The sequence below is a fragment of the Polaromonas sp. CF318 genome (assembly GCF_000282655.1).
GTDB lineage: Bacteria > Pseudomonadota > Gammaproteobacteria > Burkholderiales > Burkholderiaceae_C > Polaromonas.
In genome coordinates this window covers 44,889-69,293 of record NZ_AKIV01000008.1, presented here as the reverse complement: position 1 = coordinate 69,293, position 24,405 = coordinate 44,889, and the positions used below count along the sequence as shown (strand labels likewise).

The 24,405-nt window shown below is 66.6% G+C and carries 27 protein-coding genes; 15 read left to right on the top strand and 12 right to left on the bottom strand.

The window, feature by feature from the left end:
- The first annotated feature begins 103 nt into the window (after positions 1-103).
- The 6 genes from PMI15_RS01175 to PMI15_RS01150 all read left to right on the top strand — a co-directional run bounded on the left by PMI15_RS01175 (position 104) and on the right by PMI15_RS01150 (position 7,206).
- Positions 104-1,987: a TRAP transporter large permease subunit gene (locus tag PMI15_RS01175; protein WP_007862752.1), complete on the top strand. Its 1,884-nt coding sequence runs from the start codon at positions 104-106 to the stop codon at positions 1,985-1,987.
- A 38-nt stretch (positions 1,988-2,025) separates the two neighbouring features.
- Positions 2,026-2,565, top strand: a complete 540-nt coding sequence (locus tag PMI15_RS01170) for a VOC family protein (RefSeq protein ID WP_007862751.1) — start codon at positions 2,026-2,028, stop codon at positions 2,563-2,565.
- An 8-nt stretch (positions 2,566-2,573) separates the two neighbouring features.
- Positions 2,574-3,839 carry a ribulose-bisphosphate carboxylase large subunit family protein gene (locus PMI15_RS01165; protein WP_007862749.1) on the top strand — a complete coding sequence of 422 codons (1,266 nt, stop codon included), beginning with the start codon at positions 2,574-2,576 and terminating at the stop codon, positions 3,837-3,839.
- Between the two features lie 4 nt (positions 3,840-3,843).
- Positions 3,844-5,154, top strand: coding sequence for a four-carbon acid sugar kinase family protein (locus tag PMI15_RS01160; protein ID WP_007862747.1), 1,311 nt, complete (start codon positions 3,844-3,846; stop codon positions 5,152-5,154).
- Between the two features lie 294 nt (positions 5,155-5,448).
- Positions 5,449-5,991 carry a Spy/CpxP family protein refolding chaperone gene (locus PMI15_RS01155; protein ID WP_007862746.1) on the top strand — a complete coding sequence of 181 codons (543 nt, stop codon included), beginning with the start codon at positions 5,449-5,451 and terminating at the stop codon, positions 5,989-5,991.
- 144 nt (positions 5,992-6,135) lie between these two features.
- Positions 6,136-7,206: a flavodoxin family protein gene (locus tag PMI15_RS01150; protein ID WP_007862745.1), complete on the top strand. Its 1,071-nt coding sequence runs from the start codon at positions 6,136-6,138 to the stop codon at positions 7,204-7,206.
- A gap of 92 nt (positions 7,207-7,298) precedes the next feature.
- On the opposite strand, the gene PMI15_RS23865 is transcribed toward PMI15_RS01150, so the two are convergent.
- Both PMI15_RS23865 and PMI15_RS01140 read right to left on the bottom strand, forming a co-directional pair.
- Positions 7,299-7,847, bottom strand: coding sequence for a hypothetical protein (locus PMI15_RS23865; RefSeq protein WP_007862744.1), 549 nt, complete (start codon positions 7,845-7,847; stop codon positions 7,299-7,301).
- Positions 7,848-7,986: 139 nt separating this feature from the next.
- Positions 7,987-8,316, bottom strand: coding sequence for a hypothetical protein (locus PMI15_RS01140; protein WP_007862743.1), 330 nt, complete (start codon positions 8,314-8,316; stop codon positions 7,987-7,989).
- 417 nt (positions 8,317-8,733) lie between these two features.
- On the opposite strand from PMI15_RS01140, the gene PMI15_RS01135 reads away from it, so the two are divergent.
- The 4 genes from PMI15_RS01135 (at position 8,734) to PMI15_RS01120 (ending at position 13,015) form a co-directional block, all read left to right on the top strand.
- Complete coding sequence (locus tag PMI15_RS01135) at positions 8,734-9,537, top strand: endonuclease/exonuclease/phosphatase family protein (protein WP_036837051.1); 804 nt, start codon at positions 8,734-8,736, stop codon at positions 9,535-9,537.
- Between the two features lie 2 nt (positions 9,538-9,539).
- A complete protein-coding gene (gene clsB, locus PMI15_RS01130) occupies positions 9,540-10,832 on the top strand; it encodes a cardiolipin synthase ClsB (protein WP_007862739.1) in 1,293 nt (430 codons plus the stop codon).
- A 7-nt stretch (positions 10,833-10,839) separates the two neighbouring features.
- Positions 10,840-11,859, top strand: a complete 1,020-nt coding sequence (locus PMI15_RS01125) for a lysylphosphatidylglycerol synthase domain-containing protein (RefSeq protein WP_007862737.1) — start codon at positions 10,840-10,842, stop codon at positions 11,857-11,859.
- Between the two features lie 235 nt (positions 11,860-12,094).
- Positions 12,095-13,015: a TIGR03915 family putative DNA repair protein gene (locus tag PMI15_RS01120; RefSeq protein ID WP_007862735.1), complete on the top strand. Its 921-nt coding sequence runs from the start codon at positions 12,095-12,097 to the stop codon at positions 13,013-13,015.
- Positions 13,016-13,045: 30 nt separating this feature from the next.
- Here the strand turns inward: PMI15_RS01120 and PMI15_RS24600 are convergent, their stop codons facing one another.
- From PMI15_RS24600 to PMI15_RS01100, 4 genes are all read right to left on the bottom strand, one after another.
- Positions 13,046-13,231 carry a hypothetical protein gene (locus PMI15_RS24600; RefSeq protein WP_157214486.1) on the bottom strand — a complete coding sequence of 62 codons (186 nt, stop codon included), beginning with the start codon at positions 13,229-13,231 and terminating at the stop codon, positions 13,046-13,048.
- Positions 13,232-13,502: 271 nt separating this feature from the next.
- The gene (locus PMI15_RS01110) at positions 13,503-13,922 is read right to left on the bottom strand and encodes a PPC domain-containing DNA-binding protein (protein WP_007862732.1); all 420 of its coding nucleotides are present in this window, start codon (positions 13,920-13,922) and stop codon (positions 13,503-13,505) included.
- A gap of 49 nt (positions 13,923-13,971) precedes the next feature.
- Complete coding sequence (locus PMI15_RS01105) at positions 13,972-15,678, bottom strand: AarF/ABC1/UbiB kinase family protein (RefSeq protein WP_007862731.1); 1,707 nt, start codon at positions 15,676-15,678, stop codon at positions 13,972-13,974.
- 72 nt (positions 15,679-15,750) lie between these two features.
- Positions 15,751-16,902, bottom strand: a complete 1,152-nt coding sequence (locus PMI15_RS01100) for a metallophosphoesterase (protein ID WP_007862730.1) — start codon at positions 16,900-16,902, stop codon at positions 15,751-15,753.
- A 236-nt stretch (positions 16,903-17,138) separates the two neighbouring features.
- On the opposite strand from PMI15_RS01100, the gene minC reads away from it, so the two are divergent.
- Genes minC through minE form a run of 3 tightly spaced genes read left to right on the top strand, consistent with a single transcriptional unit; the run spans position 17,139 to position 19,043 of the window.
- Complete coding sequence (gene minC / locus PMI15_RS01095; protein WP_007862729.1) at positions 17,139-17,900, top strand: septum site-determining protein MinC; 762 nt, start codon at positions 17,139-17,141, stop codon at positions 17,898-17,900.
- Between the two features lie 60 nt (positions 17,901-17,960).
- Entirely contained in the window at positions 17,961-18,779 is an 819-nt protein-coding gene (gene minD, locus PMI15_RS01090) for a septum site-determining protein MinD (protein ID WP_007862728.1), read from the top strand.
- 3 nt (positions 18,780-18,782) lie between these two features.
- Positions 18,783-19,043 (top strand): cell division topological specificity factor MinE, encoded by a 261-nt coding sequence (gene minE, locus PMI15_RS01085; RefSeq protein WP_007862727.1) that lies wholly within the window; start codon positions 18,783-18,785, stop codon positions 19,041-19,043.
- A 187-nt stretch (positions 19,044-19,230) separates the two neighbouring features.
- On the opposite strand, the gene PMI15_RS01080 is transcribed toward minE, so the two are convergent.
- On the bottom strand, positions 19,231-20,061 hold the full coding sequence (locus tag PMI15_RS01080; RefSeq protein WP_202948878.1) for an inositol oxygenase: 831 nt from the start codon (positions 20,059-20,061) through the stop codon (positions 19,231-19,233).
- A 115-nt stretch (positions 20,062-20,176) separates the two neighbouring features.
- On the opposite strand from PMI15_RS01080, the gene PMI15_RS01075 reads away from it, so the two are divergent.
- Positions 20,177-21,022 (top strand): alpha/beta hydrolase, encoded by an 846-nt coding sequence (locus PMI15_RS01075; protein ID WP_007862723.1) that lies wholly within the window; start codon positions 20,177-20,179, stop codon positions 21,020-21,022.
- Between the two features lie 14 nt (positions 21,023-21,036).
- Here the strand turns inward: PMI15_RS01075 and PMI15_RS01070 are convergent, their stop codons facing one another.
- The 3 genes from PMI15_RS01070 to PMI15_RS01060 all read right to left on the bottom strand — a co-directional run bounded on the left by PMI15_RS01070 (position 21,037) and on the right by PMI15_RS01060 (position 22,248).
- Complete coding sequence (locus tag PMI15_RS01070; RefSeq protein WP_007862721.1) at positions 21,037-21,261, bottom strand: hypothetical protein; 225 nt, start codon at positions 21,259-21,261, stop codon at positions 21,037-21,039.
- Between the two features lie 155 nt (positions 21,262-21,416).
- Positions 21,417-21,665: a hypothetical protein gene (locus PMI15_RS01065; RefSeq protein ID WP_007862720.1), complete on the bottom strand. Its 249-nt coding sequence runs from the start codon at positions 21,663-21,665 to the stop codon at positions 21,417-21,419.
- A gap of 157 nt (positions 21,666-21,822) precedes the next feature.
- A complete protein-coding gene (locus PMI15_RS01060) occupies positions 21,823-22,248 on the bottom strand; it encodes a VOC family protein (protein WP_007862719.1) in 426 nt (141 codons plus the stop codon).
- A 239-nt stretch (positions 22,249-22,487) separates the two neighbouring features.
- Between PMI15_RS01060 and PMI15_RS24220 the strand changes: the two genes are divergently transcribed.
- Complete coding sequence (locus tag PMI15_RS24220; protein ID WP_007862718.1) at positions 22,488-23,336, top strand: HNH endonuclease signature motif containing protein; 849 nt, start codon at positions 22,488-22,490, stop codon at positions 23,334-23,336.
- On the opposite strand, the gene PMI15_RS01050 is transcribed toward PMI15_RS24220, so the two are convergent.
- On the bottom strand, positions 23,328-23,966 hold the full coding sequence (locus PMI15_RS01050) for a PolC-type DNA polymerase III (RefSeq protein ID WP_007862717.1): 639 nt from the start codon (positions 23,964-23,966) through the stop codon (positions 23,328-23,330). The two genes, PMI15_RS24220 and PMI15_RS01050, sit on opposite strands and share 9 nt — an antisense overlap.
- A gap of 145 nt (positions 23,967-24,111) precedes the next feature.
- Positions 24,112-24,384, bottom strand: a complete 273-nt coding sequence (locus tag PMI15_RS01045; protein WP_007862716.1) for a DUF3297 family protein — start codon at positions 24,382-24,384, stop codon at positions 24,112-24,114.
- Between the last annotated feature and the right edge of the window lie 21 nt (positions 24,385-24,405).

Genomic DNA, 24,405 nt, shown 5'->3' with positions numbered 1-24,405 from the left:
CTTATTCCGCGGCCGCACGCCCCCATCCCAACCTTCCCCCAGCGGGGGAAGGAGCAAAACCAGCAGCCCCAGTTCTCTCGCCTTCTTTCCGGAGATTCACCCCATGTCCCACGGCTCCCCACAACCCACTGCCGACGCCCCACCCGCCAACGCGCTAAGCGGCCTCGCACACAAGGCCGACCGCGGCCTGGGCTTTGTGGTGGAGTCCATCACCGCCGCCCTGGTGCTGGCCGAGATCTTCGTGCTGTTTGCCGGTGTGGTCTCGCGTTATGTTTTCCATGCGCCGCTGGTCTGGTCGGACGAACTCGCCTCCATCATGTTCCTGTGGCTGTCGATGCTGGGCGCGGTCGTCGCGCTGCGCCGCGGCGAACACATGCGCATGACGGCCCTCGTCAACAACGTCAGCCCGCACACCCGCGCGCTGCTCGACACCATCGCCATCACCGCCTCCATTGCCTTTCTGGTGCTGGTGATCTACCCCGCCGGTGAATACGCCTATGAAGAGAGCTTCATCGTCACCGCGGCGATGGAAGTCAACAACGCCTGGCGCGCCTCGGCCATCCCCGTGGGCATGGGGCTGATGGTTGTCGTCGCCGTGCTGCGCCTGCTGCGCATCAGCAGCTTCAAACAGACCGGCATCGCGCTGGCCGGCACCGCGGCCGTGGTTTTGCTCTTCTGGTTTGCACAACCGCTGCTGCAGCCGCTGGGCAAGCTCAACCTGATCCTCTTTTTTGTCATCGTCGTCGCGGGCACCGTGCTGTCGGGCGTGCCCATCGCGTTCTCGTTCGCGCTGGCCACCTTCGGCTACCTCGCGCTCACCACGTCCACGCCGCTGCTGGTCATGGTCGGCCGCATGGACGAGGGCATGTCGCACATGATTTTGCTGGCGGTACCGCTCTTTATCTTCCTGGGCGCGCTGATCGAGATGACCGGCATGGCCAAGGCCATGATCCAGTTCCTCGCCAGCCTGCTGGGCCATGTGCGCGGCGGCCTCAGCTATGTGCTCATAGGCGCGATGTATTTGGTCTCCGGCATCTCGGGCTCCAAGATCGCCGACATGGCCGCCATCGCGCCCGTGCTTTTCCCGGAAATGAAGAAACGCGGCGCCAAGCCCGGCGACCTGGTGGCCCTGCTGTCGGCCACCGGCGCGCAGACCGAAACCATACCGCCCTCCATCGTGCTGATCACCATAGGCTCGGTCACCGGCGTGTCCATCGCCGCGCTGTTCACCGGCGGCCTGCTGCCCGCTGTGGTGCTGGGGCTGGCCCTGTGCACGGTCGTGTGGTGGCGCTACCGCCATGAAGACCTGAGCGGCGTCGCGCGCCACAGCAAACGCGAAATCGGCAAGCTGCTGCTGATCGCCCTGCCCGCCATCATCCTGCCCTTCGTGATACGCGCCGCGGTGGTCGAAGGCGTGGCCACCGCCACCGAGGTGTCCACCATAGGCATCTTCTACTCGGTGCTGGCCGGGCTCTTCCTGTACCGCCAGTTCCCGTGGCGGCGCCTCATGCCCATGCTGGTCGAGACCGCGTCGCTCACCGGCGCCATCATGTTCATCATCGGCTGCGCCACCGCCATGGCCTGGGGCCTCACGCAGTCAGGCTTCTCGCAAGACCTGGCGCGCATCATGGGCAGCTTGCCCGGCGGCGCCTACGGTTTCCTCGCGGTGTCCGTCGTCGCCTTCGTCATCCTGGGCAGCGTGCTCGAAGGCATTCCCGCCATCGTGCTGTTCGGCCCGCTGCTGTTTCCCATCGCCCGCATGGTCGGCGTGCACGATGTGCACTACGCCATGGTCGTGATCTTCGCCATGGGCATAGGCCTGTTCGCGCCGCCCTTCGGCGTCGGCTATTACGGCGCCTGCGCGGTCAGCAAGGTCGACCCCGACGAAGGCATTCCCTTCATCTGGGCCTATATGGGCGCGCTGCTCATAGGCCTGGCCCTGGTGGCCGCCGTGCCCTGGTTCTCCACCGGCTTCCTCAAAACCTGAGCCTCCCCAAATCCTTCCATTTCACTGGAGCAACACACATGAGCAAATTTTTTGGCGAGATCCGCCAACTGGGCTACGTCGTGCCCGACATCGAGGCCGCGATGGACTACTGGAGCAAAACCCTGGGCGTGGGCCCCTGGTTTTACAACCCCAGGGTGCCCATCAAGAACTACCGCTACAACGGCGAAGCGCATGAACCGCACAACTCCGTGGCGCTGGCCAACTCGGGCTTTGTGCAGGTCGAGCTGATCCAGACGCGCAACGACGTGCCCTCCATGTACCGCGACTTCCTGCGCGCCGGCCGCACCGGCCTGCAGCACGTCGCCTACTGGACCAGCGACTACGACGCCGACCTGGCGCGCCTGCTCAAGCAGGGCTTCAAGCCCGTCATGAGCGGCGAGGTCGGCGAAAAAGGCCGCTTCATCTACTTCGACACCGAATACCACCCCGGCACCGTGATCGAGCTGTCCGAAGTCGCCGGCCCCAAGGGCAAGATGTTCGACCTGATTCGCGCCTGCAGCGAAGGCTGGGACGGCAGCGAGCCGGTGCGGCCCTTTCCCGACCTGAGCAAGCTCTGAGCACCGCGATGCAAGCCGACCGCTTTGAAGCCACCTACCTGATCGAAACCCCGCTGGCACCCGCGCAGGTCGCCGAGGTCATGGCGGGGGAACAGTCCTGCGGCACCTTCACGCGCGTCGAAGGCGAAACCGACGAGTTGCGCCTGCGCGCGCGCGCCACCGTCGAGCATATCGACGAGCTGGAGTCCGTCAACACGCCCAGCCTGCCCAACGCATTGCTGGAACGCAAGGGCCACACGGGCCCCTGGCGCCGCGCGCGCGTGCGCATCTCCTTTCCGGTCGCCAACGTGGGCACCAATCTGCCGACGCTGGCGGCCACCGTGTCGGGCAACCTTTACGACCTCGGCGAAGCCAGCGGCCTGCGCCTGGAAAGCCTCAAGCTGCCCGCCGGCTACCGCGCCTTCTTCGACATGCCGCGCGTCGGCATCGCCGGCACACGCAAAGCCACGGGCGTGGCCGGCGGCGCGCTGGTCGGCACCATCATCAAACCCAATGTCGGCTTCAGCGCGGCACAGACCGCCGAGCTCGTGGCGCGCCTGTGCGCGGCCGGTGTGGACTTCATCAAGGACGACGAAGTCTGCGCCAACCCCACCCATGCGCCGCTGCGCGAACGCGTGCCGGCCGTGATGGCCGTGGTGCGGGATCACCAGCAGCGCACCGGCAAGCACGTCATGGTGGCCTTCAACATCACCGACGAAACCGATGCGATGAAACGCCACGCCGACCTGGTCGAGCGCGAAGGCGGCAGCTGCGTGATGGCCAGCCTCAACTGGTGCGGCCATTCGGGCATGCAGACCTTGCGCCGCCACACCGACCTGGCCATCCACGGCCACCGCAACGGCTACGGCGCGCTGTCGCGGCACCCGCTGCTCGGCATGTCCTTCCAGGCCTACCAGACGCTGTGGCGCCTGGCCGGCGTGGACCACATGCATGTGCACGGCCTGCAGGGCAAGTTCTCGCAAGCCGATGAGGAAGTGATCGAGTCCGCGCAGGACTGCTATACGCCGCTGACCGGCGGCTTTGACGACCGCGTCATGCCGGCCTTCTCGTCGGGCCAGTGGGCCGGCACCGTACCCGCTACCTGGGCCGCGGTGAAAAGCGACGACCTGCTGTTCATGTCCGGCGGCGGCATACTCGCCCACCCGGGCGGCCCCGCGGCCGGCGTGGCCAGCATTCGCCAGGCATGGGAAGCCGCGCGCGCCGGCGTGGCGCTGGCCGAGCATGCGCGCGGCGCGCCCGAACTCGCGGCGGCGCTGGCCTTTTTCGGCAAGTAAACGCATGGCCGCGCACGAAGGCACTTTGAAGATCGCCTATTACGGCGACGACTTTACGGGCGCCACCGACACATTGGCCACGGCCGCGCGCACCGGCCTGCGCAGCCTGCTCTTCCTCGGCCTGCCCACGGATGCGCAACTCGCACGCGCCGGCCCTCTGGACTGCCTGGGCATCGCCGGCGCCGCCCGCGCCATGGGCCCCGAAGAAATGCGCACCGAGCTCGAACCCGTGGGCCGGCTGTTCGCGCGCCTGGGCGCGCCCGTCATGCACTACAAGACCTGCTCGACCTTTGACAGCGCTCCCGAAGTCGGCAGCATAGGCGCGGCCCTGCGCATCCTGCAGCCGCATGCCGGCAATCCTTTTGTGCCCATCGTCGGCGGCCAGCCCAACCTGAGGCGCTACTGCGTGTTCGGCAACCTGTTCGCCGGCGCCGGCGTGTCCATGCACCGGCTCGATCGCCACCCAACCATGAGCCGGCATCCCATCACGCCCATGCACGAGGCCGACCTGCGACGCCACCTGGCCGCCCAGGGCCTGGCGCAGGTCGCCGGCATGGACTACCCCGACTACGCGCAGGACGCCGAAGCGCTGGACAGCCAGCTCGCCGGCCTGCTGGCCCGCAAGCCCGACGCGGTGCTGCTGGACGTCGCCCATGAAGGCCACCTGGCCACCGTGGGCCGGCTCATCTGGCAACACGCGCAACAACAACGCCTGCTCGCCGCGGGGCCCAGCAGCGTGGTGCAGGCCCTGGCCGCGCATTGGCGGCAGGCCGGCGGCGAAGTGGGGCCGCCCCGCATCGCCGCGGCGACAGGCCCGGTGCTGGTGCTGGCCGGCAGCCTGTCGCCCGTGACGGCGCGGCAGGTCCAGGGCGCAAGTTCCTACCGGCAAGTGGTCCTCGACGCCGCCCGCCTCAGCGGCGACGCGGCCTACGCACGGCAGATGTCGGAACGGATCGTATCGCTGCTGGCCCAGGGCCGCCACGTGCTGGCCTGCACGTCGGCGCCGGGGCCTGCACCGAACGGCGCCGCCGTAGACGGCCGCGCACTGGCCCAGGCCAGCGGCGCCCTGCTCGCGCGCGTGCTGCGGGCCGTGCCCCTGCGCCGCCTGGGCATTGCCGGCGGCGACACCTCCAGCCTGGCCGTGCAGGCACTCAAGGCCTGGGGCCTGTCCTATGCCGCCCAGCTCGCGCCCGGCGTGGCCCTGTGCCGCCTGCACAGCGACGAAGCCACGCTCGACGGCCTGGAGATCATGCTCAAGGGCGGGCAGATGGGCGGCGAGGATTTGTTCGAAACCCTGCTGCACGGCACGGCCTGACGCCGGCAGTGAGCCGCAGTGGCAGCGCGGCGCGCGGCGGGGCTTGGCTGCATGCATGCAGGGGCCGCGGTCCGGCTTCGCCGGCCGCAAGGCGCCTGTCCCCTGCAAGGGGAAAAGGCACTACACGAAGTGAGTGCCGATAGGGGTGAGTATTCAAGAAACTTTACAAGCCCTCATTGCTCGGGCAACGGCGGGGATACAGAGTGCCGCCACACTTGCCTTCAACCTGAAGCCAAAAGCCGTATGTCACGGCAGCGGATTTTTCAGGCATCTTCTCTTCGAAAGGAAGTCCCCATGAAATTCGCATTCAAGCCCTCCGCTTCCCTCAACAGCCTTGTCCTGGCCGGCCTGCTGGCAACGGTGGGCGCCGGCGCCATGGCGCAAACGCCTCCCGCCCCCCCGGCCGGATCGCCGCCTCCCGCAGGCGCGCACGGCGAGCGCATGGGCCGCCATGACCCCGCCAAGATGCAGGCCATGATCGCCAAGCGCCAGGCCGAACTCAAGGCCAAGCTCAAGCTCACCCCGGCCCAGGAAGGTGCATGGACCAGCTACACGGCCGCCATGCAGCCGCCCGCGCACGGCCCCCGCCCCACGCCCGAGCAGCGCGCCGAGTTCGACAAGCTGACCACGCCCCAGCGCATCGACAAGATGAAAGAAATGCGCACCCAGCACATGGCCGAGATGAACGCCGCCATGGACAAGCGCGGTGAAGCCACCAAGGCCTTCTACGCCGTGCTGAGCCCCGAGCAGCAAAAAACCTTTGATGCCGAGCACAAGAAGCACGGCATGCGCGGCGGCCACCGCGAGCACGGCGGCCCCGGCCCGCAAAAGGGCTAAGCCGGCCTCCGCACCAAGCCCGCACCGCAGCCCGGTGCGGGCTTTTTTGTGCACCTTTGAAACCCGACGGACACCGCCCAAAGCCCGCGTAGGACGGCATCGAATGCCGGCTTTCGCGCCGCGCGGCCTCACTAAACTGGCTCGATGACCCCAGTCCGCAAAGGCCAGGCGCCGCCCGTTCTGTCGCGCGAGGCATTCCACGAACGCTTCATGCAGTCCTTTGTGGACCCGGCTTTTCGCGCCGAAGACCCGGCCCTCGCGCGCCTGGCGGCGCTGGCCTGGGATGCCTACCAGGAAGGCCGCAAGGCGCCGCATACGCGCAAGGCCGGCGCGGGCTTTGCCGACCCTGATTACCAGCTGTCGACCGAGTGGCTGCAAACCCGCGCGCGCCTGCAGAAAGCGCAGGCCGAATGGGAAAATCCCGCCACGCCGCCCCGCGTGCTGCTGATCTGCGGCTCGGCCCGCAATGACGGCACCTGCCCCGGCGAGATCTCCAAGACCTGGCGGCTGCTCAACACCGCCAGAACCACGCTGGAAGGCGCGGGCATGCAGGCCGATGTGCTGGACCTGAGCCTGCTCACGTCCGGCTACCGCCTGAACATCCACCCCTGCAAGGGCTGCGTCTCCACCGCCATGCCGCTGTGTCACTGGCCCTGCAGCTGCTACCCCAACCATGCGCTGGGGCAGACCGGCGACTGGATGGCCGAGATTTATGAACGCTGGACGGCCGCGCACGGCGTCATCATCCTCACGCCGGTGTACTGGTACCAGTCGCCCAGCCCGCTCAAGCTCATGATGGACCGCCTGGTCTGCGCCGACGGCGGCAACCCCGACCCCACCAGCACCCACGGCAAAAAGCCGGAAGAAGCCAAGGCGCTCGAGATGAAAGGCTGGGACTATCCCAAACACCTGGCCGGCCGCGCCTATGGCCTGGTGGTGCACGGCGATGTCGCCGGCATCGAAGGCGTGCGGCGCGGCCTCAGCGACTGGCTGGACTGGATGGGCCTGGTGGACGCCGGCAGCCTGGCCCGGCTGGACCGCTACATCGGCTACTACGAGCCCTATGCCACCAGCCACGACACGCTGGACGCCGACAAGGCCGTGCTGGCCGAAGTGCGCAACGTGGCCAGCGCGGTGGCCGGCGCGGTCAAGGCCTTGCGGGCGGGAACACTGCCCGAGCCCGGCAAAAATCTGCGGCCGCCCCGGCCCAAATAAAAGACAGGAAAAAGCCGGGCCGCGGGACATGCCCGCGCCCGGCTTTGGGGATCTGAGCCAACCGCCCGCGAACGGGCGGCGAACTTCAGCCTTTAGTGGGTGCCGCCGCTGACGGCCGCACCGCCCTGGACACTGCCCTGCACGCCGCCCTGGAGGCTGCCCGCGGCATTGCCCACACCGCTGCTCACACCGTTGTAAGTGCGCTTGGCGCCGCTCTTCACGGCGCTGCCCGTGCGGGCCACGGCCCGGCCTGTGGCGCGTGCGGTGTCATCCACCGCGCCCGTGGCCCGGCCGCTCAGCTCGCCGGCGCCTTGGGCCGCGCCTGAGACATTGGCGCCCGCGCCGACGCCGGCAGCGGTGCCCACACGGCCGACGGCCGCACCGGTGCCGCTGTCGCCGCCACCGCCCGCATTTGCGCGGGTGGCCGCATCAATATTGGCGTTCTGGCCGGCATTGACACCCAGGTTCACACCCAGGCCGGCCCCGGCATTGCCGGCGGCCCTGTTGCCACTCACACCGGCACCAGCGCCCACACCCACGCCGACTCCCAGGCTTTGCGCGAAAGCGCCGGGGGCGGCCAGCGCGGCCGCCAGGGTCAGCGCCACGGCGCCGGGAATCGAACGAATCAAGAACTTGGACATTTCAGTCTCCTTCAAAAACGATGGGTTTGCTCAACATGGCAACCCATCCGACAGGGCCGCAACGAAAACCGCTGCGGCCTGCCCACACCGCCTGGAGTCGTGGATCACCACTTCGCCCCAAACGGATTGGCCGGTCTTCTTAATGGGTGTCGCCTTTCGCAGGGCCTTGCGCGCCGCCGGTCGAGGTGGCGGCGGCGTCACGCGCGGCGGAGTTCTGCGCGCGTTTGGCCGCGCGTTTCTCGCGCTTGGCGGCCTTGGCTGCCGCACGGTCGGCCTTGGCGGCCGTGCGTGCTTCAGGCGTCTTGGCCACACCGCCCGCAGGGGCCGCAGCGTTCTGGTCCTTGGCCTTCGTGCTTCCGGGCGGCGTCGTGGTATCGGTCGGCGTCTGGGCCTGGACCTGGGCGCCCAGCAACAAGGCGGAAACAATCGCAGCCGCTGCGGGAATGGATTTCATTGAAATTTTCGTCATGGTGATTTCCTCTTCGGTTGGCCCCATTGGATAAGGCGCATTGAATAAACAGGCCCTGATGTAACGGGGCTGATTTCAATTTAGGGGCCGGGCCGCGGCGGGCCTGCCGGAGAGGCCCGCCGCGCCATGTAGGACACTGCGCCCGCGGCGTGTGGTTGCGGCCCTTTTCGTGAACCTGTTCACAGGAAAGGGTCAGCCAGGCTCGTGTACAAATAAGTTTCTGTCCTACACCTGGGAAAAGACGCGCGGGGCCACAATGGCTGTCCGGGTGACCGCCCCCCTGCCTGCCGCACTCCTGCGCGTTTCCCCGACTGCCTTATGCAAAATCTTCCGTCCGACTCCTCCCGCCGCCGCGCGCCCGACGCGCTGTCCGTCGCCGTGCCCGTCGCGCCGCCCAAAGCCGGCACACGCGTCGACATGGCCGCCGTCGAGGCCGACACCCAGACCGCGCTGGCGGCCGTGAGCCCCGAGTCCTCGTTTTCCTTCAAGGTGCTCACGGTCAACATCCACAAGGGCTTTACCTTCTTCAACCGCAAATTCATCCTGCCCGAGTTGCGCGAGGCGGTGCGCAGCGTGGGCGCGGACGTGGTGTTCCTGCAGGAAGTGACGGGCAACCACGTCAAGCACGCCGACAAGTTCGACAACTACCCCGACACGCCGCACTACGAATTCCTGGCCGACACCATCTGGCCGCAGTTCGCCTACGGCCGCAACGCCGTCTACACCAACGGCCACCACGGCAACGCGGTGCTGTCGAAATTTCCCATCGTGCGTTTTGAAAACCGCGACGTCTCCATCAGCGGCCCCGAGCGCCGCGGCCTGCTGCATTGCGAGCTGCAGATCCCCGGCCGCAGCGTCAACGTGCACGCCGTCTGCGTGCACCTGGGCCTCATGGAAACGCACCGCGAGCAGCAGATGGACATGCTCTGCGAGCTGGTGCGCCAGGACATTCCGCCGCACGCCCCCGTGGTGGTGGCCGGCGACTTCAACGACTGGCGCCACCGCGCCCATGCGCGGCTTGAAAAAGGCGCCGAACTGCACGAAGTCTTTGTGCAGGCCAACGGCAAGGCCGCCAGGACCTTTCCCGCCCGCCTGCCCCTGCTGCGCCTGGACCGCATCTATGTGCGCAACGCCATCGGCCATGCGCCCGTGGTGCTGCCGCTGCGGCCCTGGTCGCATTTATCGGACCACGCGCCACTAGCGGCAGAAATCGAGCTCTAGCAATGTCGAGGTGGGTGAGCGGCAACCAGTTCCACCTGCTTGAGAACGGCGAGGAGTTCTTCCCGCGCGTGTTCGAGTGCATCGCCGCCGCCAGGCATGAAGTCGTGCTGGAGACCTTCATCCTGTTTGAGGACAAGGTCGGCGAAGAGCTGCACGCGGCCCTGCACCAGGCCGCGCGGCGCGGCGTGCAGGTCGACATGACCATAGACGGCTACGGCTCGCCCGACCTGTCGCCCGAATTCATCTCCACCCTCACGCGCGCCGGCGTGCGCGTGCATGTGTTCGACCCGGGCCCCAGGCTCTGGGGCTGGCGCACCAACCTGTTTCGCCGCATGCACCGCAAGATCGTGGTGGTCGACGGCGAGCGCGCCTTCGTGGGCGGCATCAACTACTCGGCCGACCACCTGGCCGACTTCGGTCCGCTGGCCAAGCAGGACTATGCCGTCGAGATCGAAGGCCCCATCGTCGCCGACATCCACGGCTTTGTGCGCCGCGCCCTGGCCGCCGGCCAGCGCAATGCCGGCGCCGAGCCGCCCGCGGGCCTGCGCGAGCGCTTTTCCGACCGCGCGCGTTCACTGGCCGGCGCCTGGCGCGGCGACAGCATTCCCGCGCCGGTGGGCGAGGCCTCCGCGCTTTTTGTCACCCGCGACAACCGCAAGCACACCAACGACATCGAGCGCCACTACCGCGCGGCGCTGCGCATGGCGCGCAAGCGCGTGGTCATCGCCAATGCCTACTTCTTCCCCGGCTACCGGCTGCTCAGGGAGATGCGCCACGCCGCGCGGCGCGGCGTGGACGTGCGCCTGATCCTGCAGGGCGAACCCGACATGGCCATCGTCAAGACCGCCGCCAGCATGCTCTACCACCACCTGCTGGACGCCGGCGTGCGCATCTACGAATACTGCGAGCGGCCGCTGCACGGCAAGGTGGCCGTCATCGACGACGACTGGGCCACTGTGGGCTCCAGCAACCTGGACCCGCTCAGCCTCTCGCTGAACCTGGAGGCCAACGTCGTCATACGCGACCAGGCCTTCAACAGCGAGCTGGGCGCGCGGCTGGAGGCCCTGATCCGCAACAACTGCAAACAGGTGACCCATGACAGCCTGGTGGAACCCAGCTGGTGGCGCACCGTGCGCAGCTACTTTGTGTTCCACCTGCTGCGCCGCTACCCGGCCTGGGCCGGCTGGCTGCCCGCGCACACGCCGCGCATCACACCCGCCGGCCAGGGCCTTCCCAACTCCGCCGGCCCCACCGGCCGCGATCCCGAGCCGGTGAGCCAGGCCAAACCCGTGTGAGCGCCTGATGGCTTCAAGCGGCAGCCAGACCCTTGCGCGCAGCCCCTTGCGCGGCCGCCCCTGGTGGCCCTGGCTCAGGCGCGGCACCACCGCCCTGTTCTTTGCGCTGGTGGCCGCCCTGCTGGTGTCGCAGGCCCGCAGCATTGAATGGGGCGAGGTGCTCAGCTCGCTGGAGGACTACCCGCTCAGCGCCGCCTGGGGCGCCGTGGCCCTGGCCGCGGCCAGCTTCACGCTGTACAGCTGCTTTGACCTGCTGGGCCGGCACTACACGCACCACAAGCTCAGCGCCTCCACCGTGATGCTGGTGACCTTCACCAGCTATGCCTTCAACCTCAACCTCGGCTCGCTGGTCGGCGGCGTGGCCTTCCGCTTTCGCCTGTATTCGCGCCTGGGCCTCAAGCCCGGCGCCATCACCCGCGTCATGTCCATCAGCATGCTGGCCAACTGGATGGGGTATGTGCTGCTGGCCGGCCTGGTGTTCAGCCTGCACCCGCCCACCTTGCCGGCCGGCTGGCCCGTCACCCCGGTCCACCTGCGCCTGGCCGGCCTGGCGCTGCTGGCGGCGGCCGCGGCCTACCTGGGCATCTGCGCCTTCACGCGCCGGCGCCACTACGAGCTGCGCGGCCACACCATAGAGCTGCCTTCACCGCGGCTGGCGGTGCTGCAGCTGCTGATGGGCGCCGGCAACTGGCTGGTCATGTCGGGCATCCTGTTCATCCTGCTGCAGCACCGCATCGAGTTCTCCGCCGTCGCCAGCGTGCTGCTGCTGGCGGCGGTGGCCGGCGTCATCACCCACATCCCCGCCGGCCTGGGCGTGCTGGAGGCGGTGTTTGTCGCCCTGCTCTCGCACCTGATGCCGCAGGCCGAGCTGCTCGCCGCCCTGGTGGCCTACCGGCTGATCTATTACGTGGCGCCGCTGGGCATTGCCACCGCCGTCTACGCGGTGATGGAAGCCCATGCCAGAAAACTGGCCCGGGCGGCCAGAGCGGCCCAGCCCCCGCGAAACGCCCACCCCGCCGCGCGCTGAGCGGCGCGGGCCGTAAACAGGTTCTTAGGCGCCAAAGCCACACGCCGCCAGGGTTTTGGGCCCAAGCTCTGTGCCCATGAACCCAAACTACTGTATATTGATACAGTGTTTTTGGTTTTCTCTTTCCCGGCGATGCGCCGCCCGCACCCGGGAAGTCGGCTTCTTTGCCTACAAGCGCGCCTGAACCCGCGGCGGCACCATGAAGTCAGACCGTGAAGCAGAAAGGATGTATTGCATGGGCGTGATGAATGACCTGCTGACGACCGACCTCTTTCCCCAGGCCGCGCTGCCTGTTGCGCTGCACGGCCAGACGGACTTTGAAGGCTTTCGCCGTGCCGCGCGCGGCCTGCTGGCGCAGAACATCCTGCCCGCGCAGGTCCACTGGCAATGCGGCGACGCGCCCCTGCAAACACCCCAGGCCCCGCAGGCCGCCGGCAGCGCGCACAGCCCGGCCTTCAGCGACGCGCCCGCCGTCAGCGTGCCGCCCGAATTCCTCGCGCTGTGCCAGGCCGCCGTGCTGCACCGCAACCCGCAGCGCTTCCAGCTGCTCTATCGCCTGCTCTGGCGCCTGGTGCACGAACCCGAACTGCGCCACACACCGCAGGACGCCGACATGGAAGAGGCCCGCCGGATGGCCGACGAGGTGCGCGAGGACATCCGCAAAATGAAAGCCCAGCTGCGTTTTCGCTCGGTGCAGGACGACAGCTTCAGGGCCAGGCCTCTTGCCGGGCCGCTGCACGTCGCCTGGTACGAGCCTGAACACCATATTGTTGAAGCCGTGGCGCCCACGTTCGCCAAACGCTTTTCCCTGATGCGCTGGGCCATCCTCACGCCCGGGGGCAGCGTCGAGTCCGACTACCTGGGCCCGCAGGACTTTGCGGCGGACGCAAAACCGCCGGGCGAAGGCCTGGCCGCGCTGCGCTTCGGCCCAGCCGCCGACCCGCAGGATGCGCCCGCCCTGGATGCCGGCGAGCAGCAATGGCTGGCGTACTACGAGCAGGTCTTTCACCCCGCGCGCCTCGCCAGGCGGCGCCTGCTGCAAAAGCAGGCAGCGCCGCAGCGCTACCGCAGGGGACGTAGCCCGACAGGCCGCAAAGCCCACGCGCCCCGCGCACCAAGCCCCGGCCGGGCCGGCAGCCAGTCGCTGTCCCTCTAAACGGCAAAAACCACCAGAAGCCTGGGGCTCCTAAGGCCTGCGCGCGTCCGATGCCGCCGCCGCCGGCGGGGGCAGTACCGTATCGCGGCCATCGCTGCTGACAGGCGGCAGTGTGGGCCGCGAGGTCGAGTCGCGCGGGTCCGGTGGTGGAACCGAGTTGTCCGGCGGCAGCACGCGGCGCGCCGGGTTGCGGTTCAGCGGGTTCTTCAAAGGCATGGCGGGCTTTTGCACAGCGCCCGGCTCCGCCGCGGGCGCCGCGGTGGTTGGCGCGGTGGTTGGCGCTGTGGTTTGCGCCCGCAGCCCGGGCCCCGCCAACAAGGCCAGCACGGTGCCAAGCACGAGGGGGAGGGGGAGGGGGTGAATTTTTCGCATGGCCATGACTCCTTCAAGCCGCATTGACGGACGTTGCGGGGCTTTGCGGGGCTTGTTGCCTTTCACTGTACGCCGATCAAAGCCCCAAGCCATGGCCGGAATGCCGGCCGCGCCGTCAGGCCCGGCCTACAGGCTTTGCCACCAGCTCCTTGAAACCTGTTTGCGCATCCTGCTCACGCGTGAACACCCAGCCCGGCAAAGGCGCCAGCACGATCTCCGCCGTGGTCCGCACCACGCAGCCCGGCATCACATGGCCGCCGCGCATCTCGCCGCACGCCGTCGCCACGCTGGCATGCAGGTGGACGCCGTCGGCGCTCAGCGTGCCCGACAGCGTGACCAGCTCCAGCGGCTCGGCCAGCAGCGTGCCCTCGGGCTGGTCCGCATAGCGCAGCACCGCGCGGGACAGGCTGCCCACGGCGGAGATGATGCAGGCTGCGGTGGTGTTCTGCCCGGCTTGCAGATCGGCAAAGGCTTTGGCCAGGGCCAAGCGCAGGTCTTCACCTGGCGTCAGGCGCAGGACGTGGGTTTGGGGCATGGGGCTAGGGTCATGGTGTGGCGGGGGTGGTTCAAGAGGGGAGCGCCCCTCAATCCTGCCCCTCCCCATTGCTGGCCCGGCTGCTGCGCCAGATCGCCCGCACCAGCCACACGCCGCCGGCCATGGCGCCGGTAAAACCCAGGAAACCGAAGGCGGGCAGGCCGAACAGCGTGGGGCCGCCTTTGACGGTCATGACGATGGACGAACCGATGATGAGCGCGGCGATCACCAGCGCCATGGCCAGGCGGTTGGCGGCGCGGTCCAGCTGGTCGCCCACACGTTTGAGGTGGGCCAGCTCTATCGCCACCTGCACGCGGCCGCGGCGCGCGTTGCGCAGCAGGCGCGACAGGTCGTGCGGCAGCTGGCCGGCCAGTGCCAGGGTGCGGCTGAGGGTTTGCCAGCCGCGGGTGGCCAGGGCCCGGGGCTGGTAGCGCGCGCGCACCACCTGGCGCAGCAGGGGCGCGGCCTCGGTGGCCATGTGGAAGTCCGGGTCCAGCCCGCGGCCCATGCCTTCCAGCGAGATGAAGGCCTTGATCAGCAGCGCCAGGTCGGAGGGCAGGCCCAGGTGGTGCTCGCGCAGGATGGCGGTGACGTCGGACAGCATTTGCCCCAGGCTGAGCTGGGCCAGGGGCGTGCCGTGGTACTGGTCGACAAAGGACTCGATTTCGGTCTCGAGCTGGGACAGGTTGACGCCGTGCTCGTCGCCGGTCCAGTCAAGCAGCACGTCGGCCACCGCCTGCGGCTGGCGCTCGACCAGGCCCAGCAGCAGTTGCAGCAGCTCTTCGCGCCGCCGCTCGGTCAGCCGCCCGACCATGCCGAAGTCGATGAAGGCGATGCGGTTGCCGGGCAGGTAAAACACATTGCCGGGGTGCGGGTCGGCGTGGAAGATGCCGTCCTCCACAATCATTTTCAGCACGGCGCGGGCACCGCGGCGCGCGAGTTCGCCGCGGTCGTAACCAGCCTCGGGCGTGAGCCGGTCCAGCGCGCTGCCGGGCACGCCGTCCACCAGGTCCTGCACATTGACGCGCAGGCCGGTGTGGGCCCAGTGCACGCGCGGAATCACGATGTAGGGCAGGGCCGCCATGTTGGCGGCGATGCGTTCAGCATGGCGGCATTCGGCGGCCAGGTCGAGTTCACGGCGCAGCGACTTCGCGAGCTCGCGCACCAGTTGCTTGAGGCGGTAGGGCTTGAGGGCGGGCAACTCGGCCTCGGCCAGCGCGGCCAGCCGTTCCATCAGGCGCAGGTCGGCTTCTATGACCTCGGTGATGCCCGGGCGGCGGATCTTGACGACGACCTGTGTGCCGTCATGGAGCTGCGCGCCGTGCACCTGGGCGATGGAGGCGGCGGCCAGCGGCGTGGTGTCGAAGCGGGCAAAGACGGTTTCGGGCTCGCCGCCCAGGTCTTCGCGCAGCTGGGGCAGCAGCAGCGCCAGGGGCACGGGCGGCACCTGGCTGTGCAGCTTTTCGAATTCGGTGATCCATTCGGGGCCGAAGAGGTCGGCGCGGCCGGCGAGCACCTGCCCGAGCTTGACGAAGGTGGGGCCCAGCTCTTCCATGGCCAGGCGCACCTGTTCGGGCGGGCCGATGCGGGCAAGGTCGGCCACATTGTTCCAGTGCAGCGCGTGGCCCGCGCGCTCCAGCTTGTCGGCCAGGCCCAGCCGCCGCACGCTGTCGCCAAAGCCGTGGCGGATCAGCACACCGGTGATTTCCGCCAGGCGCGCCATGTCGCGCGCGGCACCCAGGGTTTCGATGAACATCCGCGGATGATAGTCCCGGGTTTTCCGGCCCGGCTTGGGATTTGTCAAACGGGATGCGAATGACGGCCGGCCCTAGGCCGCCACCAGCCTCAGGGCGGTGATCTCCGACGGCGCCCCAAAGCGCTTGGGCGGCCCCCAATAACCCGTCCCCCGGCTCGTATAAACCCACAGGTTCTGCAGCTTGTGCAAACCCGCCGTAAATGGCTGCTGCAAGCGCACAAACAGGTTCCACGGGTAGAACTGCCCGCCATGCGTATGGCCCGAGAGCTGTAAATCAAAACCCGCCTTGGCCGCCGCAGCCGCGCTGCGCGGCTGGTGGGCCAGCAGCACGCGCACGGCATTCAGCGGTGCGCCTTGCAAGGCCGCTTCGGGGTCGCTGCGGTGGGCCGGGTCGAAGTGGCCGGCGCTGTAGTCCGTCACCCCGGCCAGCACCAGCGGCTTGCCGCTGCCTTCGCCAGGCCGGCGGATCACCACATGCTGGTTCAGCAACACCGTCAGGCCCAGGCGGCGCAGCTCGTCCACCCAGGCGTGCGCGCCCGAGTAGTACTCGTGGTTGCCGGTCACAAAGTAGGTGCCGTGGCGCGACTTCAGGTCGGCCAGCGGCGCGGTGTGGGCCGAGAGTTCGCTGACCTTGCCGTCCACCAGGTCGCCGGTGATCGCCACCACGTCGGCGTCCAGCGCATTGACCTTGTCGACGATGCGACGCAAATAGGCGTGCTTGATGGTCGGCCCGACGTGGATGTCGCTGATCTGCGCCAGGGTAAAGCCCTGCAGCGCGGGCGGCAGGCCCTTGATGGGCACGTCCACCTTCACCACGGCCGCGGTGCGCCGCGCATTCAGGAAACCCAGCACGGTGACCAGCACGCCCAGCAGCGGCACGGCTTCGGCCGAGGCGATGCGCAGCCAGGCCAGCGGCAACTGGCCGGGCGCCAGCAGGTCGGCCCCCCACAGCAGCAGCAAACCCGCATCGCGCGCCAGCGTCAACACAAACAGGGACGAGAACAAACCCATGAACAGCAGCCCCACCCAGGTCAGCACATCCGCCAGGGGCTGCCTGGCCACGCGCCCGGCCATCAGGCCCAGCGGCATTAGCAGCGCGGACAGTACCAGGCCGATGATGAGCAGCCACTGGACCAGGGGAAGGGCCTGCAGCCCGGGAACAAGGCGTGCGCCAATGTAAACATGGAGCAGCGCGGTTACAAGCGCCAGCGGCAGGAAGTTCATGAACAGGGTTCCGGTAATGAGCACAGCATATGGGTGTGAGCCGCATGCATTCAATGCCGGCGCGGCTTTTTGCGACGGACGGCCGGGGCGCACCAAGGCCGTGCACACGGCCGACAAGCGTTTCATGCGCTCACAAGTGCGACAAAGCGTGCGGCTGAATCCAGCACTTCGCGCGCTACCCTCGGCCATCTTTTCTTTTGCCGCTCCGCCAGCCGGCTTCCTCTGCCCATGCGCCTATGACCGTCGCCCTCCAGGCCACCACTCCCGCCACCTTTGAAATCAAAAGCGCCAACCTGCCCCTGGTGGCCTTGCTGCTCAAGTCCACCGACCTCGTCGCCCTGGCACGTGAACTCGAAGCGCGCTTCGGCGACATTCCCGACTTCTTCGACCAGGATGCGCTGATGGTCGACCTCTCGCCCTTGCCCGAAGCGGCCGGCGACATCGACTTTCCCGCCCTCATCAGCCTGCTGGGCAGCTACCAGCTGGTGCCCCTCACGGCCAAGGGCGGCAGCCCCGCGCAAATGGCCGCGGCGCTGCAGGCCGGCCTGTTGCCCGTGCCCGATGCGCACCTGGTGGCGCCCCGGCCCACGGTCACAACGCCGCCCGCGCCCGCACCTGTTGCCCCCGTTGCCCCGGTGCCCGCCCCATCACTGGGCGCCCTGGTCGTCGACAAGCCGCTGCGCTCCGGCCAGCAGGTCTATGCGCGCGGCCGCGACCTGGTGGTGCTGGCCATGGTCAACGCCGGCGCCGAAGTCATTGCCGACGGCCACATCCATGTCTATGCGCCACTGCGCGGCAAGGCCATGGCCGGCGCCCGCGGCAACACCGAGGCGCGCATCTTCTCGCTGGCGCTCGAGGCCGAACTGCTGTCGATTGCCGGCGTCTACCGCACCAGCGAACACCCGCTGCCGCCCGGCATGGCCGGCAAGCCAACCCAGGTGCGGCTGGTGCCTGGCGATGAAGGCGACAAGCTGGTCATGAACGTAATGGCTGCTTAGCCAAGCGCGTCAGTCCCTCTCCTTATTTCTCTCTTCTCCCGTTTCCAAGGAAATTCAAGCATGGCAAAAATCATTGTGGTCACCTCCGGCAAGGGCGGCGTGGGCAAAACCACCACCAGCGCCAGCTTTGCCACCGGCCTGGCGCTGCGCGGCCATAAAACCGCCGTCATCGACTTCGACGTCGGCCTGCGCAACCTGGACCTCATCATGGGCTGCGAACGCCGCGTGGTCTACGACCTCATCAACGTCATCCAGGGCGAAGCCACGCTGAACCAGGCCTTGATCAAAGACAAGCAATGCCACAACCTGTTCGTGCTGGCCGCCTCGCAAACCCGCGACAAGGACGCGCTGACCAAAAGCGGCGTCGAGAAGGTGCTCAAAGACCTGGGCGAGATGGACTTTGAATACATCGTCTGCGACTCCCCCGCCGGCATCGAGACCGGCGCCCTGATGGCCATGCATTTTGCCGACGAGGCCCTGGTGGTCACCAACCCCGAGGTGTCCTCAGTGCGCGACTCCGACCGCATCCTGGGCATGCTCTCCAGCAAGACCCAGCGCGCGATCGCCGGCGGCGACCCCATCAAGGAACACCTCTTGATCACCCGCTACAACCCCGGCCGCGTCGACCAGGGCCAGATGCTTTCACTGGAAGACATCCAGGATATTTTGCGCATCAAGCTCATAGGCGTGATCCCCGAGTCCGAGTCCGTGCTACAGGCCTCCAACCAGGGCGTGCCGGCCGTGCACATGAACGGAAGCGATGTTTCCGAAGCCTACAAGGACGTGGTCGACCGCTTCCTCGGCGACAAGGACAAGCCCATGCGTTTTATCGACGCGCAAAAGCCGGGGCTGTTCAAGCGCTGGTTCGGGGGGAAGTAAACGATGGCGTCCTTCCTGTCCTTCCTGCTCGGCGAAAAGAAAAAAACCGCGAGTGTCGCCAAGGAAAGGCTGCAGATCATCCTGGCGCATGAGCGCACCGGCCGCAGCCCCAAGCCCGACTACCTGCCGGCACTGCAACGCGACCTGATCGCGGTGATCGCCAAATACATTCCCATCAATCCGGACCACATCAAGCTGCATCTGGAGCGGCAAGACAACCTTGATGTGCTGGAGGTGAAGATCGAGTTGCCGGATAAGAAGTGAGGCCGGATTTTTTTATCCGCAGATTTACGCAGATTTCGCAGATGAATACCAATGAAAAGCATCCAGAACCAGCTGGATGGCCTGTGTATGGAGACAAGTGAATCAGGTACAGACGCGTCGTGCTCAAGCGGCACCTGTCTGAAATCTGCGTAAATCTGCGTAAATCTGCGGATAAATTCAAACCCAACTACAGCTTGAGCTGCGCCGGCAAATACTTCGCCATCAAGTCCTCGTAATAAGGCTTGAGCTCCGCCAGCACCGGCGGCCGCTCATTCTTCGAATAAAGGTCGTAGGGGTTGAACTTCTGCACCCACGCCAGGTGCGCCCTATCCTGGGCATCGGTCAAATGCCCATACTCCCCTTCCCGGTGCCACGCATAAAACGAGTGGTAGCGAATCATGTACAGCGCCGGCAGCGGCAGGTAGGGCTTCATCAGCTGGTACAGATATTCGTCATGGCCCCATGACATGTGCACCGCGTCCAGCCCGCAGCCGGGGGTGTAGATGCCGTTCTCGCTGTTGTAGCGCGCATCGGCGCTGTCGGGGTTCAGCGCGAAGTACTCCGGGTACACAATGCGTTCCGAAAAACGGCAGCCCACCGGGAAGGTGTCGCCCACCACCGCCCATTGCGGCTCGCCGAACAGGCACAGTACCTTGCCCAGGTCGTGGATAAAACCCGTCAGCACAAACCAGTCGGGGTGGCCGTCGGCGCGTATCGCTTCGGCCGTCTGCAGCAGGTGGCTGATCTGCGGCAGCTCGATGTCCGGGTCGGACTCGTCGACCAGGGTGTTCAAAAATTCCAGCGCCGCCCAGGGCGTCATCTCGCGCTGCGAAAAACCCAGCCACTGGGCTTTTTTGGCCCGCACAAAGTCCAGCGTCTGGTGCTGGTGGTTGTTGCGGTAAAAGTTGCGCACCCTGTCCATGCCGGGCTGGGCGTAGTCGCGGTAGGCGGCGCGTTCGGGCTCGCCGGCCAGCAGGGCGGCTTGTACGGAAGGGCTGGCGGCGCTTGAGTGGGGCATGGCGGGGTTCATCATCACGCCATTGTAGGAAGCGCCCTCACTGCGTGCAAACCCGGCTGGCGGGCCGCGCCGCAGCGGCTATATTGGGCACCCCCGTGCACTGAAAGCCCCATTCATGCCACGCAAAGCCCCCTTACACGCGCCCTTACGGGCCCTCGCCGCCGGCCTGTTGCTGGGCCTGTGCACCCTCCTGGCCGGCCGGCCGGCTTTGGCGCAAGGCGCGGCAGCGCCGCGTGTGGTCGACATCCCCACCCGCCCCGGCGTCACCCAGCGCTTTGTCTATATCGCCCCCTCATCGGGCGCGCCCAAGGCCTCCGTCATCCTGATGGCCGGCGGCCATGGCGGCCTGCAGATCAACGAGGCGGGCGGCTTCGGCGGGGGCGGCGGTAACTTCCTGGTGCGCACGCGCCAGCAGTTCGCCGATGCGGGCCTGGCCGTCGCCGTCATCGACGCGCCTTCCGACAAACAGTCGCCGCCCTACCTCTCCGGCAACCGGCAAACGCCGGAACACCGCGCCGACGTGCTGGCCCTTATCGCATGGCTGAAACAGCAATCCCCCGTGCCCGTATGGCTGGTCGGCACCAGCCGCGGCACCCAGTCGGCCGCCTACGTCGCCACCGAGGCCACACCGGCCCAGGGCGGCCCCGACGGCCTGGTGCTGACCTCCACCATCCTGACCGATCCCAAGGGCCGCGCCGTGCCCAAAATGCCGCTGGAAAAACTCGCCATCCCCGTGCTCGTGGTGCATCACGAACAAGACGGCTGCAAGGTCTGCGCTTTCAGCGACATGCCGATGTTGATGGAGAAGCTCGCCAAAACGCCCAAAGCCGAACTCATCAGCGTGAGCGGCGGCCAGAGCCGCGGCGACCCCTGCGAGGCCATGGCCTACCACGGCTTTAACGGGCTGGAGGCCGACGTGGTCGGCAAGATCACCCGCTGGGTGATCGCGGCAAAGCCTTAGGGGACCAAGGCAGCCTAGCTCTGCGCAGGCTTGCCCGGCGCTGCATCATCGGGGCTGCTGCCCACGGCCGCATGGTTGAGCGACAGGCTCACACCCGCGCGCTTCTCCGCTTTTTGCACCGTGTCCATCACATCCGGGTCCGGCGCCACACCCCAGGCCATGGCGGTGGTCAACACCACCAGCGAGGGGATGGCGCGCAAATAACGCGGGCGGAACAAAAAGTCGGCGATTTTCTTCATGGCTTGCCTCGGCAATAACTACAACAAGCCCTCGATGCTGCGCCGCGCAGCTTAGGCCTGTGCGTCCGCCAGGTTGCGCTATGTATCAAATTGCGCCAATCCCCATCCGGCGCGGCCCGGCGGCCGCCATCTTTACTTGCCGGCCTGGGGGCGGGCTAGGCCCTGCCGCGGCGCGACTGCAGCTGGTTGCTGCCGCCCACATGCGACTCCCGGTCGCTGCGGCTGTTGGCCGTGCGCTGGCCTTCGTTGCGCTGCGTGGGCTTTTGCTCGCCCACCTGGTTGAAGTCGTTCTCAACCTTGCCGCCGTGGCCCGAGGCTTTGGGATTCGTGGTGTTGTCTTGCACGCCGGCATCGCCGGCGGGGGTGGGCTGCTTGCTCGCGTTCTTGCCGGATCTTTTGGGCATGGAGGTCTCCTGGTCAGGTGGTTTGAAACAAGGTGAAGGTGTTGGCCCGGCACTTGTGCAAGCAGCCGGCCACCTCACCCGCGTAATCACCATTCTGGAAACCCCCAAACGCCGCGCGTGTCAGACAGCGCCCTGTACCCCCGCACGACAAGGCGACTCAGCCGGCTGAACCCCCGGCCGCCTCGTCCCAAAACATGGCCTCAATCTTGTGGCCATCCAGGTCGCGCACAAAGGCCCCGTAATACTGCGGCCCATACAGGTCACGCGGGCCAGGCGCGCCATCACCCTGGCCGCCCATCTCCAGCGCCTTGGCATAAAACGCATCGACCTGGGCCCTGGACACCGCCAGAAAACCAAAGTGCGAGCCATTGCCCACAACAGCCCTGCCCCCGTCATGCGGCACGCCCACCCAGAACTCCGGAAACGCCCGCCCAAAGGCCACAGCCCCCGGGTGCTCCATCATCACCTTGATCTCCAGCGTGGCCAGCACGGCCGTGTAGAAGGCCTTGGCGCGCTCGTAATCGTTGGTGCCCACGGAGACGTGGGACATGATGCTGGGGGGGAGATTGGGGGTGTCTGCCATTGCTTGTTCCTTGTTGATTGGAGGAAAAGCTTAGCGAGCCGGGTCACCACTGGCAACGAAAGCCCCGTATGAAAGAAAGATTATTGAAACGTCTAACCCTAACCTCTAATCAAAAACTGGGGTTGCGTCATTTGGCGTGGATTAACTAATATGCGAGCTTCCTCGTACGGAACCCCATTGGCATGTTGCACGCAAGTCGACCTGGGTGAGTACAGTGCTCTAAAACAAAGGTAAACGATATGCAAGCATTCGCCGTGGGCAAAGAGTACGCTCGTCAGCGATTGCTTGATTTTGTTGGTAGCCGCCAGGCCCAGTCAGGGGTGCTTTGGGGTCCAAAAGAACCAGGATGCATCATTTGCACATCGGGTGGACGGCATGGCAAGAAAGCCGGCTATTCCGATGAGTCTTTGCCCGACGGTAGCTGGTGGTACTTTGGCCAGGGCATGAATGGTGACCAGCAGCTGACGAATTCAGCCAACTCCAAGTTGGCCTCGCGACAGTTGTCTGTCTTGCTGTTTACCACTCGTGAGCCGACCGCCAAGGAAGTTGCGGCACAGGGGGGATACGGAAAGCTGTTTGGATATCGTGGCCTTTTCAACGTGGCGAATCACGAACCTTATATCCCTGCAACTGGAATAAGGGCCGGTAACCACCTCGTTCGTTTTCGTCTGGTGCCTGCCGAGGAAGGCGAAGAAGCAAGAGATGACGAGAACACCCTTCCACATGGGCTGGGCCCAAACGGACTGCAGGAGTGGTTAAGGGTGGCGACAAGCCAACCCGTACCTGTCGGGTTGGCCCTTGTTCAGTACTACCAGCGTTGTGCGCAGATCAGGCGCTATGCCAAGCTGCGTGCGCACGGAATCTGCGAAGGTTGCGGAACACAGGCCCCATTTACTGCTCAAGACGGGTCCCCGTTTTTAGAGGTCCATCACTTAGTTCGACTTGCTGACGACGGGCCCGATACGCCAGAAAATGTTGCGGCCCTGTGCCCAAACTGCCACCGTCGCGTACACCACGGTTCAGACCGCCTCGAGTTCAATGCTGGAATAGTCAGGTCAATCTTGGCAAAAGAGGATGGCCTACGCTGAAGCTTGCTCAAGCCCTGCGTATTTAGACATCAACGCCGACACCCCCGGCTTCGCACAACGCTGCAGCGCCAACAACACCCCATGATCAGGCCGCGCCACCCGATGCCGGCTACGCAAATCATCCTGGATCTGCCCCAGCAAGGAAGCCGCCATCTCCGCATCGGCCATGGCCCTGTGGGCGCGGCCAGCTTTGGGCAGGCGGTGGTAGTCAATCAGCACGCCTAACTTGTGGCTGGGGGCCTGGGGGTACAGCCTTCTGGCGACCAGCATGGTGCAGGCAAAGGGCTGGCTGACTGTCTTCTCCCCTGCTGCCAGGCTGAGTTCAGCTTCCCAGAAGCGGCGGTCAAAGGAGGCATTGTGGGCCACCATGGGGGCCTTGCCGACAAAGCGGCTCGCTTCGCGCATGACGGCCTCAGCCGCGGGCGCGGCGGCGACCATGGCGTTGCTGATGCCGGTGAGGCTCTCGATAAAGGACGGGATGTAGCGGCCCGCGTTCATGAGGCTCTGGAAGCGGTCGACGATGTTGCCGCTTTCCTGATCGACCAGCACGATGGCGATTTCGGTGGCGCGGTCGCCCATGGCCGGTGACAGGCCCGTGGTTTCAAAGTCGATGACGGCGATGCAACTCATGGTTGGCTGCTGATGCAAAGAAAAACACCATGACGTTCAGCACCTGCGAGAGGCTTGACGTTCATGGTGCGTGTTGCTTGCGGCCCGGTTTTCCCTGGGTGTTTGCCCGGGTCTGATTGCCGCTGCCGCTGCTGCTGCGGTTGGGCTATTTGTAAAACGACTCCACCTTGCCCTTGAGCTTGATCATCAGCGGGTTGCCCTTGCGGTCGACCTTGTTGCCGACGGGAACCTTGATCCAGCCTTCGCTGATGCAGTACTCGGCGACGTCAAAGCGCTCCTTGTCGTTAAAGCGTATGCCGACGTCGTGCTCAAAAATGGCCCTGACGAAATGCGGGCTGCGCTCGTCGGTAGAGAGGTGGTCGGGCAGCGCCGGGCGTTCACGGGTGGTCGCTGCTGCCGTGGTGGTTTCTTCAGTCATGGGTTTCAAAAGAGGCTGGTT